Below are 18,845 nucleotides of genomic sequence, written 5' to 3'. Positions count from 1 at the left end.
CCAGCTGAGCTACGTAGCCACTCGTGAGCGAGACAATATAAACGTTCCCACTCGTAGTGACAAGCCCTTTTTCCCAAGGCTTAGCACTTTAAAATAATTGGCAGGTCTACCTGGATTCGAACCAGGGAATGGCGGCATCAAAAGCCGCTGCCTTACCACTTGGCGATAGACCTACAGGGTTAACTGCAACAGTTAACAATTTATGGTGCGGAAGGAGAGACTTGAACTCTCACACCTTGCGGCGCCAGAACCTAAATCTGGTGCGTCTACCAATTCCGCCACTTCCGCATCTATTCCTAATAACTTTAGTAAAAGTCGTTAGGAATGGTGGCTACGACGGGATTCGAACCTGTGACCCCATCATTATGAGTGATGTGCTCTAACCAGCTGAGCTACGTAGCCATATCATTTGTTCTCTACAATAACTTAGTTTATTGTTGGGAACGGCGCGCATTATGCGAAGTTGAAGCAAAATCGTCAACAATTTTTTTGAATAAATGCCGTGAAATCAACTGTTCGGTTTCTTTTTAAACAAAGAGGCGTGTTAATGAGTAAAAAGTGATGGTGAAATGAAGAACATTTCCCAAGTTTATTTCTTTGATTACTCAAGTGAAAAATAAAGCCAGCATGGCTGCTGGCTTTTCTTGTCAATAACTTGCGTTAAAATTACACGTTAAAGCGAAAATGCACAACATCGCCATCTTTAACGATGTAATCTTTTCCTTCCAAACGCCATTTACCCGCGTCTTTTGCACCACTTTCGCCTTGGTATTGGATAAAATCATCGTAACCGACGACTTCTGCTCGGATAAATCCTTTTTCAAAGTCAGTATGGATTTTACCTGCAGCTTGTGGCGCAGTTGAGCCGACTGGAATGGTCCATGCTCGTACTTCTTTCACGCCAGCAGTAAAGTAAGTATGCAGAGTCAAAAGTTCATAACCTGAACGAATCACTCGGTTTAACCCTGGCTCCTCAATACCCATATCGGTAAGGAACTCTTCTCTGTCTTCATCTTCAAGTTCTGATAGCTCAGATTCAATTGACGCACAAACAGGTACAACAACATTATTTTCTTTGGCAGCAAATTCACGTACTGCATCAAGGTATGGGTTGTCTTCAAATCCATCCTCATTGACATTGGCAATGTACATGGTTGGTTTCAGCGTTAAAAAGTTAAGGTAGCCTATCGCGGTGAGTTCTTCTTTTGATAGCCCTACTGTACGAGCCATGCCACCTTCAGTAAGGATTGGTAGAAGTTTTTCTAGTACGATTAATTCAAATTTTGCGTCTTTATCACCACCTTTTGCCTTCTTGGCGTTACGCTGAATTGCACGTTCACATGAGTCTAAATCAGCCATTGCTAACTCAAGGTTGATGACTTCAATATCTTCAATCGGTGATACTTTACCAGCGACATGAACAATATTTTCATTTTCAAAACAACGTACTACGTGGCCTATTGCATCGGTTTCACGGATGTTGGCAAGGAATTTATTACCTAATCCTTCTCCTTTGGAGGCGCCTGCCACTAAACCTGCGATATCCACAAATTCCATTGTGGTTGGTATGATTTTCTGTGGATTAACTATTTTCGCTAGAGCGTCAAGGCGTAAGTCAGGTACAGGAACGACACCAGTATTTGGTTCGATTGTACAGAATGGAAAGTTAGCTGCTTCGATTCCAGCTTTAGTTAGTGCGTTAAACAGAGTCGACTTACCGACGTTTGGTAAACCTACGATGCCACATTTAAAACCCATGATGATATAACCTTATTCTGCTTTGAACGTGTGTAGACGGTTTTGTGCTTTAGCTAAGCCATCCTTTAAAAGGATATCCAAACAGCGCACAGCTTCGTCAGTGGCTGCATCAAGGAGCTCTTGCTCCTTAACAGGTGCTTTGCCAAGTACAAAACCCGCTACTTTATCCTTGTGTCCAGGATGGCCTATGCCAATCCTGAGACGATAAAAATCTTTGCAATTACTAAGCTTACTTATGGTGTCTCGCAGGCCATTATGTCCACCATGACCTCCACCTTTTTTAAACTTAGCGATACCTGGAGGTAAATCCAGCTCATCGTGTGCTACCATGATTTCTTCAGGCTTTATTTGGTAAAACTTTGCCAAAGTGGCAATAGATTTACCTGATAAGTTCATAAAAGTCGTTGGGATAAGCAAGCGAAGATCTTGTCCATAGATGACGATGCGTCCTGTTATACCAAAAAACTTAGGCTCATTTTTGAGTGAAATGTTATGAACGCGAGCAAGGTCTTCGATGACCCAAGCTCCAGCATTATGACGAGTTTTAGAGTACTCAGGGCCTGGATTCGCCAGTCCGACGAGAAGTTTGATTGAATGGCTCAAAGTAAAAATCTCAGTTGGTATCTCAAAAGCGCGATATGATAACACAGAAGTATTATTATGGGCGAGGTATACATTTGTTGCCCAGCCAGAAAAAAGCACCCCTAAAAAGGGGTGCTTTTGAAATTGGATCTGCCAGACATTTTTCAGCTTAATTAAACATCGCAGAGATCGATTCTTCATTACTGATACGGCGAATTGCTTCTGCAAGCATACGTGATAAGCTCAATGTTGTAACCTTACCTGTTGATTGCATCTCTTTAGTTAGAGTGATTGAATCCGTTACTATTATTTGATCAAGTACTGAATTTTTAATGTTCTGATGGGCGTTACCAGAGAAAACAGCGTGAGTCGCATAGGCAAAAACACGTTTTGCTCCACGCTCTTTTAACGCTTCTGCTGCTTTACACAAGGTACCTCCGGTATCAATCATGTCATCAACGATGACACAATCTCGGTTTTCTACGTCACCAATTAAGTTCATTACTTCAGATACGTTAGCTCGAGGGCGGCGTTTGTCGACAATGGCGATATCAATGTCACCAAGCGCTTTAGCCGTTGCACGTGCTCTGACGACACCACCTAAATCCGGAGAAACGACAACTGGGTTTTCAAGCCCCCTTGTCTCCATATCATCAAGTAATACTGGTGTACCAAAGATGTTATCTACAGGTACATCAAAGAAGCCCTGAATTTGTTCTGCATGTAAATCAATGGTTAGAACGCGGTCCACGCCAACATTCGATAAGAAGTCAGCAACGACTTTAGCTGTAATTGGAACACGGGCAGAACGGACTCGACGATCTTGGCGGGCATAGCCAAAATAAGGAATGACGGCGGTAATACGGCCCGCAGAAGCGCGGCGCATTGCGTCAATCATCACGACCAATTCCATTAGGTTATCATTGGTTGGTGCGCAGGTAGATTGGATGATGAACACATCACTACCACGAACGTTTTCGTTAACTTGAACGGCGACTTCACCATCCGAAAAACGAGAAACAGTTGCATCACCAAGGGAGATGTATAGACGATCAGCAATACGTTGGGCTAGTTCAGGTGTAGCGTTACCAGCAAATAGCTTCATATCAGGCACGGTGGAAACCTCAGGGTTGCGTCCAGTATTTAGATTATATTGTGAGCTAAGTGATACTTAGCAAGTGTCTCATACAGAGGCGAAATGTTTTTTCCTCTTGCTACGAAAGCGGAGACATTGTCAGGCAATAAATCAAGGACCTTATTGGCCTCATTTTGGCTTGAAAACTCAGCAAAAACGCAGGATCCGGTCCCTGTCAGTCTTGACGGTGCATATTGTAACAGCCAAGAAAGTTGCTTATCAACCTCTGGATACAGCATTCGAACAACTTTTTCGCAATCGTTTTCGTATTCACTGCCAAGAAGTAAGGTTAGATCACGCTTTGGAGAATTTCTACACAATAGTGGGTGAGAAAAAATATCGGCTGTGGCGATGGATACTCCAGGTCTTACAACCAAATAATATTTTTCTTCAGGGTGTGCTTTGGTTAATTGTTCACCAACTCCCTCGGCAAAGGCGGCGAAGCCTTGTGTAAATACGGGGACGTCAGCACCAAGTGTTAAACCAATTTCTGCTAGCTCATGTTCAGAGAGATTAACTTGCCAAAGGTGGTTTAGGGCAACGAGAGTGGTTGCAGCATTAGAGGAGCCACCGCCAATCCCGCCGCCGATAGGTAATCGCTTGTTCAATTGAATATTAGCACCGAACTTACACCCTGACTTTACTTTTAGAGTCACAGCGGCCCGGTAAATTAGGTTCTCTTTAATGGGAAGACCGGATAGTTCAGGTTCAATGGTAATCTCGCCAGTTCGGTTAGCCATGATAGTTAAATCATCACCATAATCTAGAAACTGAAAGAGTGTTTGCAGGTTATGGTAGCCATTATCTCTTTGCCCCGTAATGTATAAGAATAGATTGAGTTTTGCGGGCGATGGCCAATGGGTTGTTTCACCGATCATTGTTCAATATTCCAGTTAGAGGTAATTATATTGATTGAAATATCCCCTTGCGTTAGCTTGAGTTTGTGTGGGAGGGGAATGGTGTGGTTTTGATATTGAATATCTTGATAACTTAGATATTCGAGCTGCCATAGCTTACCTTGTACTTGTTTCGTCAACGAAGCCAATGTATTCGTACTATTGAGCTGATAATTATCAGCGCCTTTCGGACTACCAAGGAGCCAATTGTTGAGTTGTTCAATAGGTAAATTGAGTCCGGTAAGGCGATAAATTAGCGATTGGGCATCACTGGAGGTGAATGTTTCATCTTGATAGGTTTCAATAGATGAACCATCTGGGGTTATTTTTAAGTTTAGTGCAGTTTGACCAAGAAACGTAGTCAGTCTTAGTTGCTTGAATGTAGAACTATGTTTCCATTGAAAGTTTAGTGATTGTCGCTGCTGAGGGGAAATATAGCCCAGTTTTCCATTAGCTTTGTAATCATCTATAGAAGCCAATCTTTGTTGTTGTGTTTGCCATTCGACATTGGTGGTACTAGGGTCAATGGAGGCACACCCTGAGAGAAATAAACCGCTGAGTACAAAAGTAAGGAAGAGACGAGAATGGACCGTCATTGTTTAATGTTTATCCGATTGAGTCACTATTATTGGCCACACTATACCATTGAAATCACGAAGTCATGAAAACATATCCTTAATGTCCTTTAATTAAAGTGGGGCATAAAGTAAAATTCTGTCTTTGTTTGCTTATTCGCTGATTCAGAGAACCTCGATTACATGTCATTGCTTGCTATCGGTATTAACCACAATACGGCTTCCGTTGATTTACGTGAGAAAGTCGCATTTGGGCCGGATAAATTACCACAAGCACTTAAGCAATTAGGTGACAATCCCTATGTGAACGGTAGTGTTATCATCTCTACTTGTAACCGAACTGAGATATACTGCGATGTTAAAACGCTAGGAAAAAGTAAAGTTATAGATTGGCTAGCACAATTTCATCAGTTAAGTCCAGAAGATATAAAACCCAGTTTATATCTTTACGAAGAGCAGGCTGCTATTCGTCATTTGATGCGAGTATCATGCGGATTGGACTCTCTTGTTCTTGGAGAGCCTCAAATTTTGGGACAAGTGAAGCAAGCTTACTCGGACTCACGTCAACATAAGTCTGTTGATACCGCGATGGATAAACTGTTTCAGAAAGTATTCTCTGTTGCGAAACGTGTTCGTACAGAAACAGATATTGGTGGAAATGCGGTGTCGGTTGCTTATGCAGCTTGTACGCTTGCCAAGCATATATTTGAATCACTTCGAGAATCGACAGTCCTTTTGGTCGGTGCTGGTGAAACGATAGAGTTGGTGGCTAAGCATCTAGCCAGTAATGGTTGCTGTGATATGATCGTCGCCAACAGAACTTTCGAGCGAGCTCAACCTTTGGCTGAGCAGTTTGGAGCACAAGTGATCGGTTTACCGGATATACCTAACCATCTTGCTCGCGCTGATATTGTGATAAGCTCCACCGCCAGCCCTTTACCTATTATTGGAAAAGGCATGGTTGAAACAGCGTTAAAGGCTCGTCGGCATCAACCCATGTTATTGGTAGATATAGCCGTTCCACGCGATATTGAGTCGCAGGTCGCGGAGTTGGATGATGCTTACTTATATTCCGTGGATGACTTGCAGTCGATTGTCGAAAATAATATGGAGCAGCGTAAAGTAGAAGCTATTCAAGCTGAAGCTATAGTGAGTGAAGAAAGCGCAACATTTATGTCGTGGTTGCGCTCATTACAGGCAGTGGATAGTATTCGAGATTATCGCAATGCTGCCAACGATATTCGTGAAGATCTGCTGAGCAAAAGCTTGCATTCATTGGCGACTGGTGCAGAGCCTGAGAAAGTTCTGCTTGAGCTAAGTAATAAATTGACTAACAAGTTAATCCATGCCCCAACACGAGCTCTGCAAAGTGCTGCTGAGCAAGGTGAGCCGGCGAAGCTTGCCATTTTAAGACAAAGTTTGGGTCTTGAAGACTCTTAAATATCCTTGGTTGGTTTTCGCCAGCCAATTTAATAGAACCCTGAGTTAAGAAAACTATGAAAGCCTCTATTCTAACTAAGCTAGAAACACTCGTTGAGCGGTATGAAGAAGTTCAACATTTGCTTGGCGAGCCAGATGTAATTGGTGACCAAGATAAATTCCGTGCTTTATCCAAAGAGTACTCACAATTAGAGGAAGTGACTAAGTGTTTTCAAGCTTTTCAACAAGCTCAAGAAGATTTGAAAGCCGCTGAAGAATTGGCAAAGGAAGATGATGAAGAGATGCGCGAAATGGCGCATGAAGAAATAAAAGATGCTCAGGAAAGTATTGAGCGCTTAAATGATGAGCTGCAAATTCTGTTAATCCCCAAAGATCCCAACGATGATCGTAATTGTTTCCTAGAAATTCGAGCTGGTGCTGGTGGTGATGAGGCGGGTATCTTTGCTGGAGATTTGTTCCGTATGTACAGCAAGTTTGCCGAGAAAAAAGGCTGGCGTATTGAGGTTATGTCCTCAAATGAATCTGAGCATGGCGGATACAAGGAGATGATTGCCAAGGTCAATGGTGATGGAGTATATGGTATCTTAAAGTTTGAATCTGGTGGCCATCGTGTACAACGAGTACCCGCGACAGAGTCTCAGGGTCGTGTACATACATCAGCATGCACGGTAGCCATTATGCCGGAGATTCCAGAAGCTGAAATTCCAGAGATTAAAGCGACAGACCTAAAGATAGATACTTTCCGATCGTCGGGTGCGGGTGGTCAGCACGTTAACACAACAGATTCTGCTATTCGTATCACTCACTTACCGACAGGTACGGTAGTGGAGTGTCAGGACGAGCGTTCACAGCATAAGAATAAAGCAAAAGCAATGTCGGTACTTGCAGCTCGTATTAGTCAGGCTGAAGAAGCTAGACGTGCGGCTAAAGAATCAGACACTCGTCGGAATTTACTTGGTTCGGGAGATCGTAGTGATCGTATCCGGACATACAATTACCCTCAAGGGCGGGTCTCTGATCATAGGATCAATCTTACAATTTACCGCTTGAATGATGTTATGGAAGGTGAGCTTGTTAGTTTGATTGACCCTGTTATCCAGGAGCATCAAGCGGATCAGCTTGCGGCACTCGCCGAGAATAATTGATCCATGAATGTACCGTCCACTGTAGAAGAAACGCTAGCATTTGCAGTTGAAAGACTAAAAAAAAGTGGTAGTGATTCAGCCTCTCTCGATGCATCCGTGTTGCTTTGTTATGTACTTGATAAGCAAAGGTCTTTCCTTTTGACATGGCCCGAAAGAATGTTGTCGGTGGAAGATACTGAGGTGTTTGAAGTCATTTTACAGCGCCGTTTGCAGGGAGAACCAATTGCCTACATTGTGGGTGAGCGAGAGTTTTGGTCATTGCCGCTTCAAGTTGCACCAAGTACACTTATTCCTCGTTCAGATACTGAGCGTTTGGTGGAAATTGCATTAGAAAAAGCTCCTCAGATACGGGGTGATATTCTGGATCTAGGTACTGGTACAGGTGCGATTGCTTTGGCCATTGCCTCTGAGCTTCCACAACGTAAAGTTTGGGGGATTGATGTGAAAGAGGAAGCGAGAACATTAGCTGAGTCTAACGCATTGAAGCTCGGAATTGAGAATACGACTTTCCTCTCTGGTGATTGGTTTGCTCCTCTGGAAGATGAGGGTCAGTTTGCGCTGATTGTGTCTAACCCCCCTTACATAGAAAAGCAAGATCCTCATTTAGCTCAAGGGGATGTGAGGTTTGAGCCTTTAAGTGCTTTAGTTGCAGAAGATAATGGACTAGCTGATATTAAGCATATTTCTGAGCAGGCACTACGATTTTTACTGCCAGATGCTTGGTTAATGTTTGAACACGGATACGATCAAGGATCCTCGGTTAGAAATATTTTGAGTGCTTTGGGTTACCAGAGTATTACCACTTACAAAGATTATGGTGAGAATGACAGAGTAACAATTGGTCAGTTTTCGCCATGTCAGGAAGAGAAATAATTATGTACGAAGGTATAAAGCATTTTCATTTAATGACAGTCGTCATAAGCGCGACTTTGCTATCGCTACGTTATGCTCTGATGATGGCAAACTCAGGTCTTTTGGAAAAAAAATTCCTCAAAGTCTTCCCACATATCAATGATACCTGTTTGTTACTGTCAGGCATTGGGCTTATTTACATTACAGGTTTTATTCCATTTACCTCAGCTGCGCCTTGGTTAAGTGAAAAAATTACTTGTGTGCTTGCTTATATAGCACTTGGGTTCTTTGCATTAAAGTTGGGTAAAAATAAATTGCTGCGTACTTTTGCTTTCTTTGGTGCTTTAGGTTGGTTGGCTATGGCGGGTAAAATTGCGGTGACTAAAGCCCCAATGTTTTTAGGTTAAGGTGTGTTAGTGAATTCCATGGTTGAGTTATTTGATGAAGATTTTGATGCGATTGAATTGGCTGAAGGGGCATTGATATTAAACAAAGCGATTAATCCGGCGACCAAAGACTTATGGGCCAAAAAGGAACTTCAACGTCTATTAAAAGAAGCTGAGCTTACCTTAAGTAATGAAGTAAATGACCAGCAACGTTTTGAAGCTTTATTGCGACTTTTTTATCATGAGTGGGGTTTTATTGGTGATCAAGATGCTTATTATGAGTCTTCCAATGCTTTTATCGATAAAGTATTAGAACGTCGTAAAGGCATTCCTGTAAGTTTAGGTTCCATTCTTTTGTATTTGGGAAGGAAATTAGGCTTTCCCATCTCTGGAGTAACATTTCCGAGTCAGTTTTTAATAAAGGTTGAGTGGTTTGGCGAAGCGCCGAAGTACATTAATCCCTTTAATGGCGAATATGTATCTAAACAAATACTTAGAGCTTGGTTGATCGGTCATAGTGGGCCTTTGGCAAGGCTCAAACAAGCACACCTTAAATCGACAGATAACCCAACTGTAATTGGTCGATGGCTAGCCTTGGTTAAAAGTGCTTTTCTGCGTGAAGAGCATTACACATTGGCACTTAAATGTACCAATCTCGCGTTAACTTTTGTGCCTGATGATCCTTATGAAATTCGTGATCGTGGTTTTATTTATCAGCAGTTAGATTGTCACCAAATTGCTCTAACTGATTATCTGTATTTTATTGATCAGTGCCCTGATGATCCTGCTGCAGAGTTATTAAAGAATCAAGTTAATGCAATGAATTTGACTCCTGTGACCGTGCATTAAGCATGGTATTAGACAGACATAAATAGAGAATTAAAATGGAACAAAAAATCGTTCATGTTGGTGATATCCCAGTAGCCAATGACAAACCGTTTACCTTATTTGCAGGCATGAATGTTCTTGAATCTCGTGACCTTGCGATGCAGATTTGTGAATATTATGTCAACGTTACCGACAAACTAGGTATACCTTACGTATTTAAAGCTTCTTTTGATAAAGCTAATCGTAGTTCAGTCCATTCGTATCGTGGCCCTGGTCTAGAAGAAGGCATGAAAATTTTTCAAGAGTTGAAAGATACTTTTGGGGTCAAAATTATTACAGACGTACATACCGAGCAACAAGCGCAACCAGTGGCTGATGTTGTTGATATTATTCAATTACCAGCATTTTTAGCGCGCCAAACTGATCTCGTTGAATCTATGGCGAAGACGGGATCGGCCATCAATGTTAAAAAACCTCAATATATGAGCCCTAGCCAAGTGGGTAATATCGTAGAAAAATTTGCAGAATGTGGTAATGAAAACGTTATTCTCTGTGAGAGAGGTTCTTGTCTTGGATATGATAATCTCGTCGTTGATATGTTAGGTTTTGGAGTCATGAAGAAAGCATCAAATGGAAGTCCTATCATTTTTGATGTGACGCATGCATTGCAAATGCGTGATCCTTCTGGTTTAGCATCCGGCGGTAGAAGAGAGCAGACGGTTGAATTAGCGAAGGCTGGTTTGGCTACCGGTATCGCAGGCTTGTTTATCGAATCACACCCTAATCCAGCACAAGCTCAATGTGACGGACCTTCAGCTCTACCTTTAGATAAAGTTGAACCTTTCCTAGTACAAATGAAAGCCCTAGATGACCTTATTAAAGGTTTTGAGAAAATCGATATTACCTAAGGTTTGTATTTGCAAGTACTCACCAGGTTGACCTTCAAGGCTAGCATTTTTGCTAGCTTTTTTTACCTCTAGTATTTAATTTGTTAGTGGTTGCTAGGCAAGTGAAACTAAGTCACTTTATTACATATTTAAATATCAATTATGGTGATCTCAACAACATATCCATGAAAACAAGATGTCAGGAGCAATAGCTTAATTTAAACTATTCCAAATTTTTATTGAGTACTCGTTAAATAAGTACCCAATTTGCCTAATCGCCCATTCATTGAGCAATTCTATACGTCCAAAGGTATGATAATGAAGCAACGCCTTATTCTTAAAACCGCATTAAGCGCGGCCATTCTTACTACTCTTGCTGGTTGCGCGACCGCACCTAAGCATGAGTGGGAAACAGATAAAACCTATAAGTTAACTGTTCTGCACACCAATGATCACCATGGCCGTTTTTGGCAAAATAAATATGGCGAGTACGGCATGGCTGCACGTAAAACCTTGATTGATGAATTGCGCGCAGATATAGAGAGTGAAGGTGGTAGCGTTCTTTTACTCTCTGGTGGTGATATTAATACTGGCGTTCCTGAGTCTGATCTACAAGATGCAGAGCCTGACTTTAAAGGAATGAATAAGATTGGTTACGATGCTATGGCATTAGGTAATCATGAATTCGATAATTCGTTAGATGTACTATTTAAACAGATAGATTGGGCTAACTTTCCAATGTTATCTGCCAATATTTATGACAAAAAAACAGGTAAGCGTATGTTTCAGGCTTACCAAATGTTCGAAAAGCAAGGCATAAAAATAGCCATTATTGGTCTGACAACAGAAGATACGGCTAAAATTGGCAATCCAGAATTTATTAGCGGTATTGATTTTCGAGACCCCAAAGAAGAAGCTAAGCAGCTTATCGCTGAAATCAAGACAGCTGAGGAACCTGACCTGATTTTTGCGGTGACTCACATGGGGCATTACGAAAATGGTAACCGAGGAATTAATGCTCCTGGTGACGTTGCATTGGCGAGGTATCTTAAAGAGGGAGACTTGGACATGATTGTCGGAGGTCACTCTCAAGAGCCTGTCTGTATGGAAGGGCCTAACGTTATAAATAAAAGATTTAAACCGGGTGATGAATGTAAACCAGACTTTCAAAACGGCACTTACATTGTACAGGCCCATGAATGGGGTAAATATGTTGGGCGTGCAGATTATGAGTTCCATAATGGAGAGCTGGAAATGGTTAGCTATAACCTGATCCCAGTAAATCTTAAGAAAAAAGTGAACGTTGACGGTAAAAAACAGCGTGTTTTCATTCAAAATGAAATCCCAGAAAATAAGGAAATGTTAGATTTCCTGCGCCCATTCCAAGAAAAGGGTCAAGATCAGTTAGAGGTGAAAATCGCCGAATCTAATGGCAAACTTGAAGGTGATAGAAATGTCGTTCGTTTTAAGCAGACCAATCTAGGACGACTAATTGCAACAGCTCATATGCAGCGTGCAAAAGCAGATTTTGGTATTATGAACTCTGGTGGTGTGCGAGATTCTATCGAGGCTGGAGAAATCACCTATAAAGATGTGCTGAAGGTACAACCATTTGGTAATATTTTGACCTATACAGACATGACGGGCAAAGAGATAGTAGAGTACTTAAATTCTGTTGCAACTATGCCAGTTGATTCTGGTGCCTATGCCCAGTTTGCAGGTATCTCTATGACGGTAGCGAATGAAAAAGTATCGAATGTGATCATTGGCGGCAAGCCGCTTCGTTTAGACAAGATGTATCGATTCACTGTGCCGAGCTATAATGCCGCTGGTGGAGATGGTTATCCTAAAATCAGTGACCATCCTGGTTATGTCAATACTGGTTTCGTTGATGCTGAAATATTAAAAGAATATTTACAAGAAAATAGCCCAGTTGATATTAATAAATTCGAGTCGACTGATGTTGTTTACCACTAGGTTTAAAATATGAACAACAAAAGGCGCTGTATTTCTATTTCAGCGCCTTTTTTTAGGCAGTAGAAATGCTATGACTCCAGCAATTAACCTTGCAAAGAAGAAGAAAATTGTCCATACCATTCATGAGTATGAGCACGATTCTCGCGTAGATAGTTATGGTTTAGAAGCCGTTGAGGCTCTTGGGCAGGATCCAAGTTATGTCTTTAAAACTCTACTCTATAGCCTTAATGGCGATCCTGAAAATCTCGCAGTGGCTGTTATTCCGGTCGACCATAAATTAAACCTAAAGCTGGCAGCAAAAGCGGCAAAGGTCAAAAAGGCAGAGATGGCTAATCCTGATATTGCTCAGAAAATAACAGGGTATGTGATTGGTGGAATTAGCCCTTTGGGACAAAGGAAAGCCTTACCTACTTATATTCATCAAAGTGCAAAGAGCAAAAGAACTATTTGTGTAAGTGCAGGAAAACGAGGGCTGGAAATCGAACTAGCACCGCAAGATTTAGTGTTGTTGACCAGAGGGAAATTTGCCGAGTTGTGTCTGTGAGTCGCAGAAGAAATATGGGCTACCATTTTTACAGTAACCCATGAAAAGAGCATCTATTTTAGCTGTTTTCATCTTCCATTTGCGTGCTATCGACGATATGGTTTTCACCTAAATCTTTAGGAAGGATCAGATTCATTAATATCGCTATGATACCGCATAAACTGACCCCTTGAAGATTGAATTCGCCAACGCCAAAAGCCATACCGCCGATACCAAAGACAAGTGTTATTGCAACGATCACTAAGTTACGTGATTGATGTAAATCCACTTTGTTTTTTATCAAGGTATTTAAGCCTACTGTAGCAATCGATCCAAATAGAAGAATCATAATTCCTCCCATAACTGGCATTGGGATCGTTTGCAATACAGCGCCGAGCTTTCCTACAAGCGCAAGAACAATTGCGGTAACAGCTGCCCAAATCATAATTACGGGGTTAAATGCCTTAGTTAGCAATACCGCCCCAGTCACCTCTGAGTAGGTTGTATTTGGCGGAGCACCAAGCATAGAGGCGGCGATTGTCGCTAGGCCGTCACCTGTTATAGTTCGATGAAGACCTGGTTTTTTGAGGTAATCTTTACCTGTCACATTAGATATCGCTAGCATATCTCCAACGTGTTCCACCGCGGGAGCAATGGCGACGGGAATCATGAATAAAATGGCGTTGATATTAAATTCTGGCGCAGTGAACTGAGGTAAAGATAGCCAAGCCGCTTCGGCTACAGGGCTAAAATCAACCATGCCGTAGGCGAGGCTGGTGACATAGCCAGCCAATATCCCACCTAAAATTGGCATCAACTTAAGAAAGCCTCTAGCAAAAATACTGATAATAATCGTCGTAAGTAACGAGACACTAGAAATAACCAAAGATGCGTTTGCGTCAAGCAATTGCGCACCATCACCTCCCTTTCCTAATGCCATGTTAACAGCAACGGGTGCTAGCCCTAGGCCAATTACCATGATTACAGGTCCGACGACAACAGGAGGCAGAAGCTTGTGAATAAATTCAACACCTCTAACTTTAATAAATATACCCATAACGACATACACTAGACCTGCCGCCATAAGCCCGCCCATGGTGGCCGGTATGCCCCAAGTTTGAACTCCGTATAAAATGGGTGCAATAAAAGCGAAGGAAGAAGCAAGGAATATAGGTACTGTTCGGTGAGTAATAAATTGAAAAATAAGTGTGCCGAGACCAGCGCCAAATAGTGCAACACTTGGATCTAAACCAGTTAACAATGGCACTAATACGAGTGCGCCGAATGCAACAAAGAGCATTTGAGCTCCTTGGATGGCATTTTTCATCTTACATTATCCTTTATTGGCCTATGGTGGTATGGCAGTTGAGCGCCAGTCATAAAATTTGCAGAATCTTACCATCTTGGTAAAGGATTGTAATCTGAGGACGAGCAAATAAAAGTCAACCAAGTTGAATGAACTTAGCAGAGTGTTATGAAACCTTAGGAGTGATATCAAGATAAAAATGAGCTTTAGTTGCTCCGCAGAGGATAGTTGCTTATCATCGTAAGTTGCAATTAAAAATTGATGTTAGGATAGCTATGCGTCGTTTCGCTTTTTTGGTTTTAGGATTAGTATGTTTTCCTGTACTTGCTTTAACTAATGTGGATTTATATCAGACTGAGATTGTGCTGGAACAAAGTGTTGATAATGCTGATGCGAAGGCTCGTGTTAGTGGTATGAAAGAGATTATTGTGCGTGCATCTGGTGATTTTGATGTTACCTCTAATCCGGTCATTCAAAAAGCTTTGAAGCAAAATTCGCAGTATTTATCGCAAATAAGCCACGGTCAACGTGAAGGTTTACAGACGTTGAAAATGGGTTTTAGTGCACCACATATACGTTCTCTACTTAGTCAGGCTCAGGTGCCAATTTGGCCTGCAGCTCGTGCCAATATCTTAGTATGGCTAGTCGAAGAAGTTCAGTATGATAGAAGTGTAAGTTGGGAACATTCTGATTCTAAGATCCTCACTGAAATGAAAGCTGAAGCTTTCAAGCGAGGCTTGCCACTTACCGTCCCTGTTGGTGATTTTGATGATATTACTGGTGTTTCAGCCTCTGATCTTTGGGGAGGTTTTGCGCGACCTGTAGGTGAAGCGAGTCAGCGTTACCCTGTGGACGCGGCTTTAGTAGTCAGATCGGATGGCAACATGCTTCGTTGGACTTTATATGATCAAAAACCTGCAACTATAGGTGTTACGCGTCAGGCACCACTCTCTGGTTCAAGTGCTGGAAAAAATGCATCATCAAAGATGATCAATCAAATAAGCGACTACTATGCGAAGAAAAGCTCGGTTATAGTTGCTAGTGAGCCTTCTGAAACGGTGAAAGTTCGTTTCAAGGCGCTAAAGAATGCAGTGGATTTCTTCACTTTAGAGAATAATCTTAAGAAACTTAGCTCTGTTGCATCGCTTGATATTCTTAAGATTCAACGTGATCAGGTGACTTTCACTGTACACTTACTGACTTCTCAAGCAAAGTTTGAGCAAGAGGTAGGACGTATGGATAAAGTCATTCCACTGAGCAATATAATCGACTCGATACCCGCTAATCATCAAGAAAAAGAAAAGGAACTTTCAGGAGAGGTAGCAAATTCGGACTTGAGTTATGCAGATGGTACTTATGTAGATCTTATTCCGGCAGAGCAAATTTTAATGTTTGAATGGCGAGGAACACCTATTGCAGTTACTACCGAAGAACAACAAACCCCTGAGTCTGTGCTTGAATTTGATGAAATTGAAAATGAATATTAAAAAGTCAGGCATGCCTGACTTTTTTATTTTTATTCAAACCTTTGTTTTTCTTCTTTTTCAACCTTAGATAGACGTTTTAGTTTTAGTCCCAGTTCTTGTCCACGGGTCCGAGCGTATAAAGTGTTGCAGATGAAGGCAAGAGTTGTGAATGCCAATTCCACACTCGCTAACCATCGTTCGCCATTGCCAATATACAATATGGTGAGTGCATGTAAAAAGTACAGCATGAGAACAAAGTTAGCCCAAGCATGAGTATAAGGCTTGCCAGCCAGTATTCCTGGTAGAGGTAAAAGAAGTGGAATACTCCATGCAATCGCAAGCGCAACGTTGTTGATATGTGGGTGTGGGGATAGGTTAAGTTGCCAGACAAGAACCCAACTTAGTAGGCCCAAATGTCCGCATAGAGCGAGAAAGCGAAACGCTTTTGTGTTTGAGCACATTTTCTGCATTCTAGCCTTCCTTAAGTTTCATGGCAGTGGTCGCTAAACGCTTACCCAAGTTTCGTGCAAGCTCGATTTCATCTTTAGTGAGAGCACTCTCTCCATGGCTGACGGAGGTTGCGCCATAGGGAGTACCTCCTGATTGAGTCGTATGAAGCTTTGGTTCTGAATAAGGGATTCCCATAATCAACATTCCATGGTGAAGAAGCGGTAACATCATGGTTTGCAGTGTTGTTTCCTGTCCGCCATGTAACGTTGAGGAGGAACTAAATACACAGGCAGGTTTGTCGATTAAATCTCCTGATATCCATACCGAAGAGGTCTGATCCCAGAAATGTTTAAGAGCGGCTGACATATTGCCAAACCAAACCGGGCTCCCCATAGCTAAACCATCGCATGACTTAAGTTCTTCTATTGTGATTATGGGATCTTGAGTGCTGTCTTTCGTCTCTATATCTTCTACTGTTCTTATCCATGCTTCACAGTTAGGAATGGATTCAACACCTCTAGCTATGTGCCTTGCCAATGAGCGAGTAGAGCCGTGCCGACTGTAGTAAAGAACTACAAGGGTACATTTCATAGAATATCAAGCACCTGTTCTGGTGGACGACCGTGCTTTGCTTGGTCATTTTTTACTACGATAGGGCGTTCTATAAGCTTTGGATTCTTGGACATAGCTTCAAACAACTGCTCATCGGATACATTGGCGAGGTTAAGCTCTTTATAGATATCTTCCTTGGTACGCATCATGTCACGTACATTAGGGAGATTAAGTTGAGAGTATAAGGTTTTTAGCTCAGAGATACTCAGGGGTGACTCTAAGTACTTAACAATTTCAGGTTGGATATTTCTTTGTTCTAAAAGTGCCAGAGTTTGGCGGCTTTTTGAGCAACGTGGGTTGTGATAAATCACCACTGACATAGGTTAGATCTCCGGTTGATGTATGGCTTTAGTCACCATGATTGGAATGTCTTCATCTCGTTAAAATATGATAACCGATGATTTTATTATATTTTTAATTGAGCTATCGATTATTGCAGCGCCATAAAGCGATCTCTTTTAGCCATCAACTGGTCAATGCGTGCATCATAACGAGCTTGTTTAAGGCTTCCTAACTCTGCTATTTGACTTGCTTGAGTATAGTACTGAATGGCTTTGTTCCAGTTTGCTTTGAGGGCTAATATTTCAGCTCTCGATGCTAAGTCTTCGTCACTTTGCCCAAGGTGGATATTGGCCTCGCTGAGTAAGTGCCATCCGTTGACATCATTAGGGTTGTCGTGGGTATATCGTTGAAGAACTCGTACTGCTTCTTTGTTTTTATCTTGCTTCATTAAAACGTTAGCAAAATTTATCGTCAATACAGAATTATTCGGCTTAGATTTCAGTGCGTTGTTAAGCATAGTTTCTGCTTTGGATGCTTGGTCTTTTGCGAGGTAAAGATCGGTCATCGCATCTAGATAGAAGTTATTATCAGGCTGAGCACTGAGTAGAGTTTGCAGTAGAGGATAGGCTTCATCAAGCTGCTTATTATCGAGGTGAACTAATGCTCGACCATATTGAAACGATGGTTTAATACTTGTAGGCGCTTTTTTTTCAGTACGTCGAAACCAATCCATGGCAGCTTCTGCGTTTATATCGGCATATCTAGCAACAATGCGAGATCGAGCGAGACTGTAGTTAAGCGAAGGGGACACCCTTCGTTCTGGATAATTTCTGGCTCTTGCTCGGCTGTCAGTGATGCGGTCTTCAGGCAATGGGTGGGTCAACAACATCGGAGGCGGTGTACTTGCGTAGCGATATTCATCGGCAAGTCGTGAGAAAAACCTAGGCATAGCGTTAACATCAAACCCTGATTTTGCTAACGTTTCTATACCAAAACGGTCGGCTTCTTTCTCATTACTGCGTGTATAGTTAATTTGGCCCTGTATATTTCCAGCAGTGGTTGCTGTTATGGCGGCGATTCCCGCTTCAGGTGCTGCTATGGCAAGTAATAATGAACCTGCTAATGCAGCCAAAGTTGCAGGAGAACGGCGAGCCTGATCCTCCATACTTCGAGCTAAATGTCGTTGAGTGACGTGGGAAATTTCATGTGCCATGACTGAAGCAAGTTCACTTTCAGTTTTTGCATGAAGAAATAGACCACTATGTAGAGCAACATAACCGCCAAAAAAGGCGAAAGCGTTGATATTACGATCGCGAATCATAAAAAAAGTGAATGGAGTTTTTACGTCATTGGCGTTAGCGACGAGTTGGTGGCCGAGGCTATCAATATACTCGTTGATGACTGGATCACTTATTATTGGGTGGCTACTACGCAGCATACGCATGTAAGCATCACCATACTGAAGTTCTTGATCTATAGTCAGGGTACTGCTGGCGGTGGTACCAATATCTGGCAAATCGATATTATTAGCGTAGAGAGGAGTTTGTATGCCTAGAGAGGCCGTTATACATAAGCAGATGAGTGAGCGTGTACGTTTAAACATATCTTACTGGATGTACTCCATAATCATTAGGCCTCTGATGAGCCTAATATCTATAATAACAGGTTTGACCACAGGATATCGAGTTTGACCCTCTTTTTGTGATAAGGTTTCACATGCTGTTATGCACTCTGTGGAACTTTCT

General features: G+C 42.0%; 19 protein-coding genes and 3 tRNA genes. 9 read left to right on the top strand and 13 right to left on the bottom strand.

Annotated features, from left to right (window positions below; translation table 11 throughout):
* Positions 1 to 98 precede the first annotated feature (98 nt).
* The 8 genes from KO511_RS18740 to lolB all read right to left on the bottom strand — a co-directional run bounded on the left by KO511_RS18740 (position 99) and on the right by lolB (position 4,967).
* Positions 99 to 173 (bottom strand) — tRNA-Gln (locus KO511_RS18740).
* Positions 174 to 203: 30 nt separating this feature from the next.
* Positions 204 to 288, bottom strand: a tRNA-Leu gene (locus KO511_RS18735).
* A 37-nt stretch (positions 289 to 325) separates the two neighbouring features.
* Positions 326 to 402, bottom strand: a tRNA-Met gene (locus tag KO511_RS18730).
* A 264-nt stretch (positions 403 to 666) separates the two neighbouring features.
* On the bottom strand, positions 667 to 1,758 hold the full coding sequence (gene ychF / locus KO511_RS18725) for a redox-regulated ATPase YchF (RefSeq protein WP_215988921.1): 1,092 nt from the start codon (positions 1,756 to 1,758) through the stop codon (positions 667 to 669).
* Between the two features lie 12 nt (positions 1,759 to 1,770).
* Positions 1,771 to 2,361 carry an aminoacyl-tRNA hydrolase gene (gene pth, locus KO511_RS18720; protein WP_215988920.1) on the bottom strand — a complete coding sequence of 197 codons (591 nt, stop codon included), beginning with the start codon at positions 2,359 to 2,361 and terminating at the stop codon, positions 1,771 to 1,773.
* 148 nt (positions 2,362 to 2,509) lie between these two features.
* A complete protein-coding gene (locus KO511_RS18715) occupies positions 2,510 to 3,454 on the bottom strand; it encodes a ribose-phosphate pyrophosphokinase (protein WP_215988919.1) in 945 nt (314 codons plus the stop codon).
* A gap of 29 nt (positions 3,455 to 3,483) precedes the next feature.
* Positions 3,484 to 4,353, bottom strand: a complete 870-nt coding sequence (gene ispE, locus KO511_RS18710) for a 4-(cytidine 5'-diphospho)-2-C-methyl-D-erythritol kinase (RefSeq protein ID WP_215988918.1) — start codon at positions 4,351 to 4,353, stop codon at positions 3,484 to 3,486.
* Positions 4,350 to 4,967 (bottom strand): lipoprotein insertase outer membrane protein LolB, encoded by a 618-nt coding sequence (lolB, locus tag KO511_RS18705; RefSeq protein ID WP_215988917.1) that lies wholly within the window; start codon positions 4,965 to 4,967, stop codon positions 4,350 to 4,352. The genes ispE and lolB overlap by 4 nt, the downstream gene beginning before the upstream one ends.
* A gap of 162 nt (positions 4,968 to 5,129) precedes the next feature.
* On the opposite strand from lolB, the gene hemA reads away from it, so the two are divergent.
* The 8 genes from hemA (at position 5,130) to ybaK (ending at position 13,005) form a co-directional block, all read left to right on the top strand.
* The gene (gene hemA, locus KO511_RS18700) at positions 5,130 to 6,386 is read left to right on the top strand and encodes a glutamyl-tRNA reductase (protein WP_215988916.1); all 1,257 of its coding nucleotides are present in this window, start codon (positions 5,130 to 5,132) and stop codon (positions 6,384 to 6,386) included.
* A gap of 56 nt (positions 6,387 to 6,442) precedes the next feature.
* Positions 6,443 to 7,531 (top strand): peptide chain release factor 1, encoded by a 1,089-nt coding sequence (gene prfA / locus KO511_RS18695; protein ID WP_125319395.1) that lies wholly within the window; start codon positions 6,443 to 6,445, stop codon positions 7,529 to 7,531.
* A 3-nt stretch (positions 7,532 to 7,534) separates the two neighbouring features.
* Positions 7,535 to 8,404 (top strand): peptide chain release factor N(5)-glutamine methyltransferase, encoded by an 870-nt coding sequence (gene prmC / locus KO511_RS18690; protein WP_215988915.1) that lies wholly within the window; start codon positions 7,535 to 7,537, stop codon positions 8,402 to 8,404.
* Positions 8,405 to 8,406: 2 nt separating this feature from the next.
* On the top strand, positions 8,407 to 8,790 hold the full coding sequence (locus tag KO511_RS18685; protein WP_215988914.1) for a SirB2 family protein: 384 nt from the start codon (positions 8,407 to 8,409) through the stop codon (positions 8,788 to 8,790).
* 18 nt (positions 8,791 to 8,808) lie between these two features.
* Positions 8,809 to 9,618 (top strand): SirB1 family protein, encoded by an 810-nt coding sequence (locus KO511_RS18680; protein WP_215988923.1) that lies wholly within the window; start codon positions 8,809 to 8,811, stop codon positions 9,616 to 9,618.
* 35 nt (positions 9,619 to 9,653) lie between these two features.
* Positions 9,654 to 10,505 (top strand): 3-deoxy-8-phosphooctulonate synthase, encoded by an 852-nt coding sequence (gene kdsA, locus KO511_RS18675; RefSeq protein ID WP_215988913.1) that lies wholly within the window; start codon positions 9,654 to 9,656, stop codon positions 10,503 to 10,505.
* A 297-nt stretch (positions 10,506 to 10,802) separates the two neighbouring features.
* Positions 10,803 to 12,461, top strand: coding sequence for a bifunctional UDP-sugar hydrolase/5'-nucleotidase UshA (gene ushA / locus KO511_RS18670; RefSeq protein WP_215988912.1), 1,659 nt, complete (start codon positions 10,803 to 10,805; stop codon positions 12,459 to 12,461).
* 70 nt (positions 12,462 to 12,531) lie between these two features.
* Positions 12,532 to 13,005 (top strand): Cys-tRNA(Pro) deacylase, encoded by a 474-nt coding sequence (gene ybaK / locus KO511_RS18665; RefSeq protein ID WP_215988911.1) that lies wholly within the window; start codon positions 12,532 to 12,534, stop codon positions 13,003 to 13,005.
* A 58-nt stretch (positions 13,006 to 13,063) separates the two neighbouring features.
* Here ybaK and KO511_RS18660 read toward each other — a convergent pair whose 3' ends face one another.
* Positions 13,064 to 14,311 carry a uracil-xanthine permease family protein gene (locus KO511_RS18660; protein ID WP_215988910.1) on the bottom strand — a complete coding sequence of 416 codons (1,248 nt, stop codon included), beginning with the start codon at positions 14,309 to 14,311 and terminating at the stop codon, positions 13,064 to 13,066.
* A 254-nt stretch (positions 14,312 to 14,565) separates the two neighbouring features.
* Here KO511_RS18660 and KO511_RS18655 point away from each other — a divergent pair, with 254 nt between their 5' ends.
* Positions 14,566 to 15,777: a DUF2066 domain-containing protein gene (locus tag KO511_RS18655; RefSeq protein WP_215988909.1), complete on the top strand. Its 1,212-nt coding sequence runs from the start codon at positions 14,566 to 14,568 to the stop codon at positions 15,775 to 15,777.
* Between the two features lie 29 nt (positions 15,778 to 15,806).
* Here KO511_RS18655 and KO511_RS18650 read toward each other — a convergent pair whose 3' ends face one another.
* From KO511_RS18650 to KO511_RS18635, 4 genes are all read right to left on the bottom strand, one after another.
* A complete protein-coding gene (locus tag KO511_RS18650) occupies positions 15,807 to 16,226 on the bottom strand; it encodes a DUF2069 domain-containing protein (protein ID WP_215988908.1) in 420 nt (139 codons plus the stop codon).
* A 1-nt stretch (position 16,227) separates the two neighbouring features.
* Complete coding sequence (wrbA, locus tag KO511_RS18645; protein ID WP_215988907.1) at positions 16,228 to 16,797, bottom strand: NAD(P)H:quinone oxidoreductase; 570 nt, start codon at positions 16,795 to 16,797, stop codon at positions 16,228 to 16,230.
* Complete coding sequence (gene arsC / locus KO511_RS18640; RefSeq protein ID WP_215988906.1) at positions 16,794 to 17,138, bottom strand: arsenate reductase (glutaredoxin); 345 nt, start codon at positions 17,136 to 17,138, stop codon at positions 16,794 to 16,796. The genes wrbA and arsC overlap by 4 nt, the downstream gene beginning before the upstream one ends.
* 110 nt (positions 17,139 to 17,248) lie before the next feature.
* On the bottom strand, positions 17,249 to 18,703 hold the full coding sequence (locus tag KO511_RS18635; protein WP_215988905.1) for a beta-barrel assembly-enhancing protease: 1,455 nt from the start codon (positions 18,701 to 18,703) through the stop codon (positions 17,249 to 17,251).
* Between the last annotated feature and the right edge of the window lie 142 nt (positions 18,704 to 18,845).

This window comes from Vibrio hepatarius (genome assembly GCF_018860525.1).
Classification (GTDB): domain Bacteria; phylum Pseudomonadota; class Gammaproteobacteria; order Enterobacterales; family Vibrionaceae; genus Vibrio; species Vibrio hepatarius_B.
The sequence above is the reverse complement of the archived record's forward strand: the minus strand, read 5'-3'. Positions and strand labels throughout refer to the sequence as shown.

Bases quoted from the DNA above. Each gene is read 5' to 3' on its own strand.
- KO511_RS18650 (WP_215988908.1), bottom strand. From the start codon at position 16,226: ATGCAGAAAATGTGCTCAAACACAAAAGCGTTTCGCTTTCTCGCTCTA.
- ybaK (WP_215988911.1), top strand. From the start codon at position 12,532: ATGACTCCAGCAATTAACCTTGCAAAGAAGAAGAAAATTGTCCATACC.
- KO511_RS18635 (WP_215988905.1), bottom strand. From the start codon at position 18,703: ATGTTTAAACGTACACGCTCACTCATCTGCTTATGTATAACGGCCTCT.
- ushA (WP_215988912.1), top strand. From the start codon at position 10,803: ATGAAGCAACGCCTTATTCTTAAAACCGCATTAAGCGCGGCCATTCTT.
- KO511_RS18680 (WP_215988923.1), top strand. From the start codon at position 8,809: ATGGTTGAGTTATTTGATGAAGATTTTGATGCGATTGAATTGGCTGAA.
- prmC (WP_215988915.1), top strand. From the start codon at position 7,535: ATGAATGTACCGTCCACTGTAGAAGAAACGCTAGCATTTGCAGTTGAA.
- KO511_RS18660 (WP_215988910.1), bottom strand. From the start codon at position 14,311: ATGAAAAATGCCATCCAAGGAGCTCAAATGCTCTTTGTTGCATTCGGC.
- hemA (WP_215988916.1), top strand. From the start codon at position 5,130: ATGTCATTGCTTGCTATCGGTATTAACCACAATACGGCTTCCGTTGAT.
- arsC (WP_215988906.1), bottom strand. From the start codon at position 17,138: ATGTCAGTGGTGATTTATCACAACCCACGTTGCTCAAAAAGCCGCCAA.
- kdsA (WP_215988913.1), top strand. From the start codon at position 9,654: ATGGAACAAAAAATCGTTCATGTTGGTGATATCCCAGTAGCCAATGAC.
- ispE (WP_215988918.1), bottom strand. From the start codon at position 4,353: ATGATCGGTGAAACAACCCATTGGCCATCGCCCGCAAAACTCAATCTA.
- wrbA (WP_215988907.1), bottom strand. From the start codon at position 16,797: ATGAAATGTACCCTTGTAGTTCTTTACTACAGTCGGCACGGCTCTACT.
- lolB (WP_215988917.1), bottom strand. From the start codon at position 4,967: ATGACGGTCCATTCTCGTCTCTTCCTTACTTTTGTACTCAGCGGTTTA.
- prfA (WP_125319395.1), top strand. From the start codon at position 6,443: ATGAAAGCCTCTATTCTAACTAAGCTAGAAACACTCGTTGAGCGGTAT.
- KO511_RS18685 (WP_215988914.1), top strand. From the start codon at position 8,407: ATGTACGAAGGTATAAAGCATTTTCATTTAATGACAGTCGTCATAAGC.
- ychF (WP_215988921.1), bottom strand. From the start codon at position 1,758: ATGGGTTTTAAATGTGGCATCGTAGGTTTACCAAACGTCGGTAAGTCG.
- KO511_RS18655 (WP_215988909.1), top strand. From the start codon at position 14,566: ATGCGTCGTTTCGCTTTTTTGGTTTTAGGATTAGTATGTTTTCCTGTA.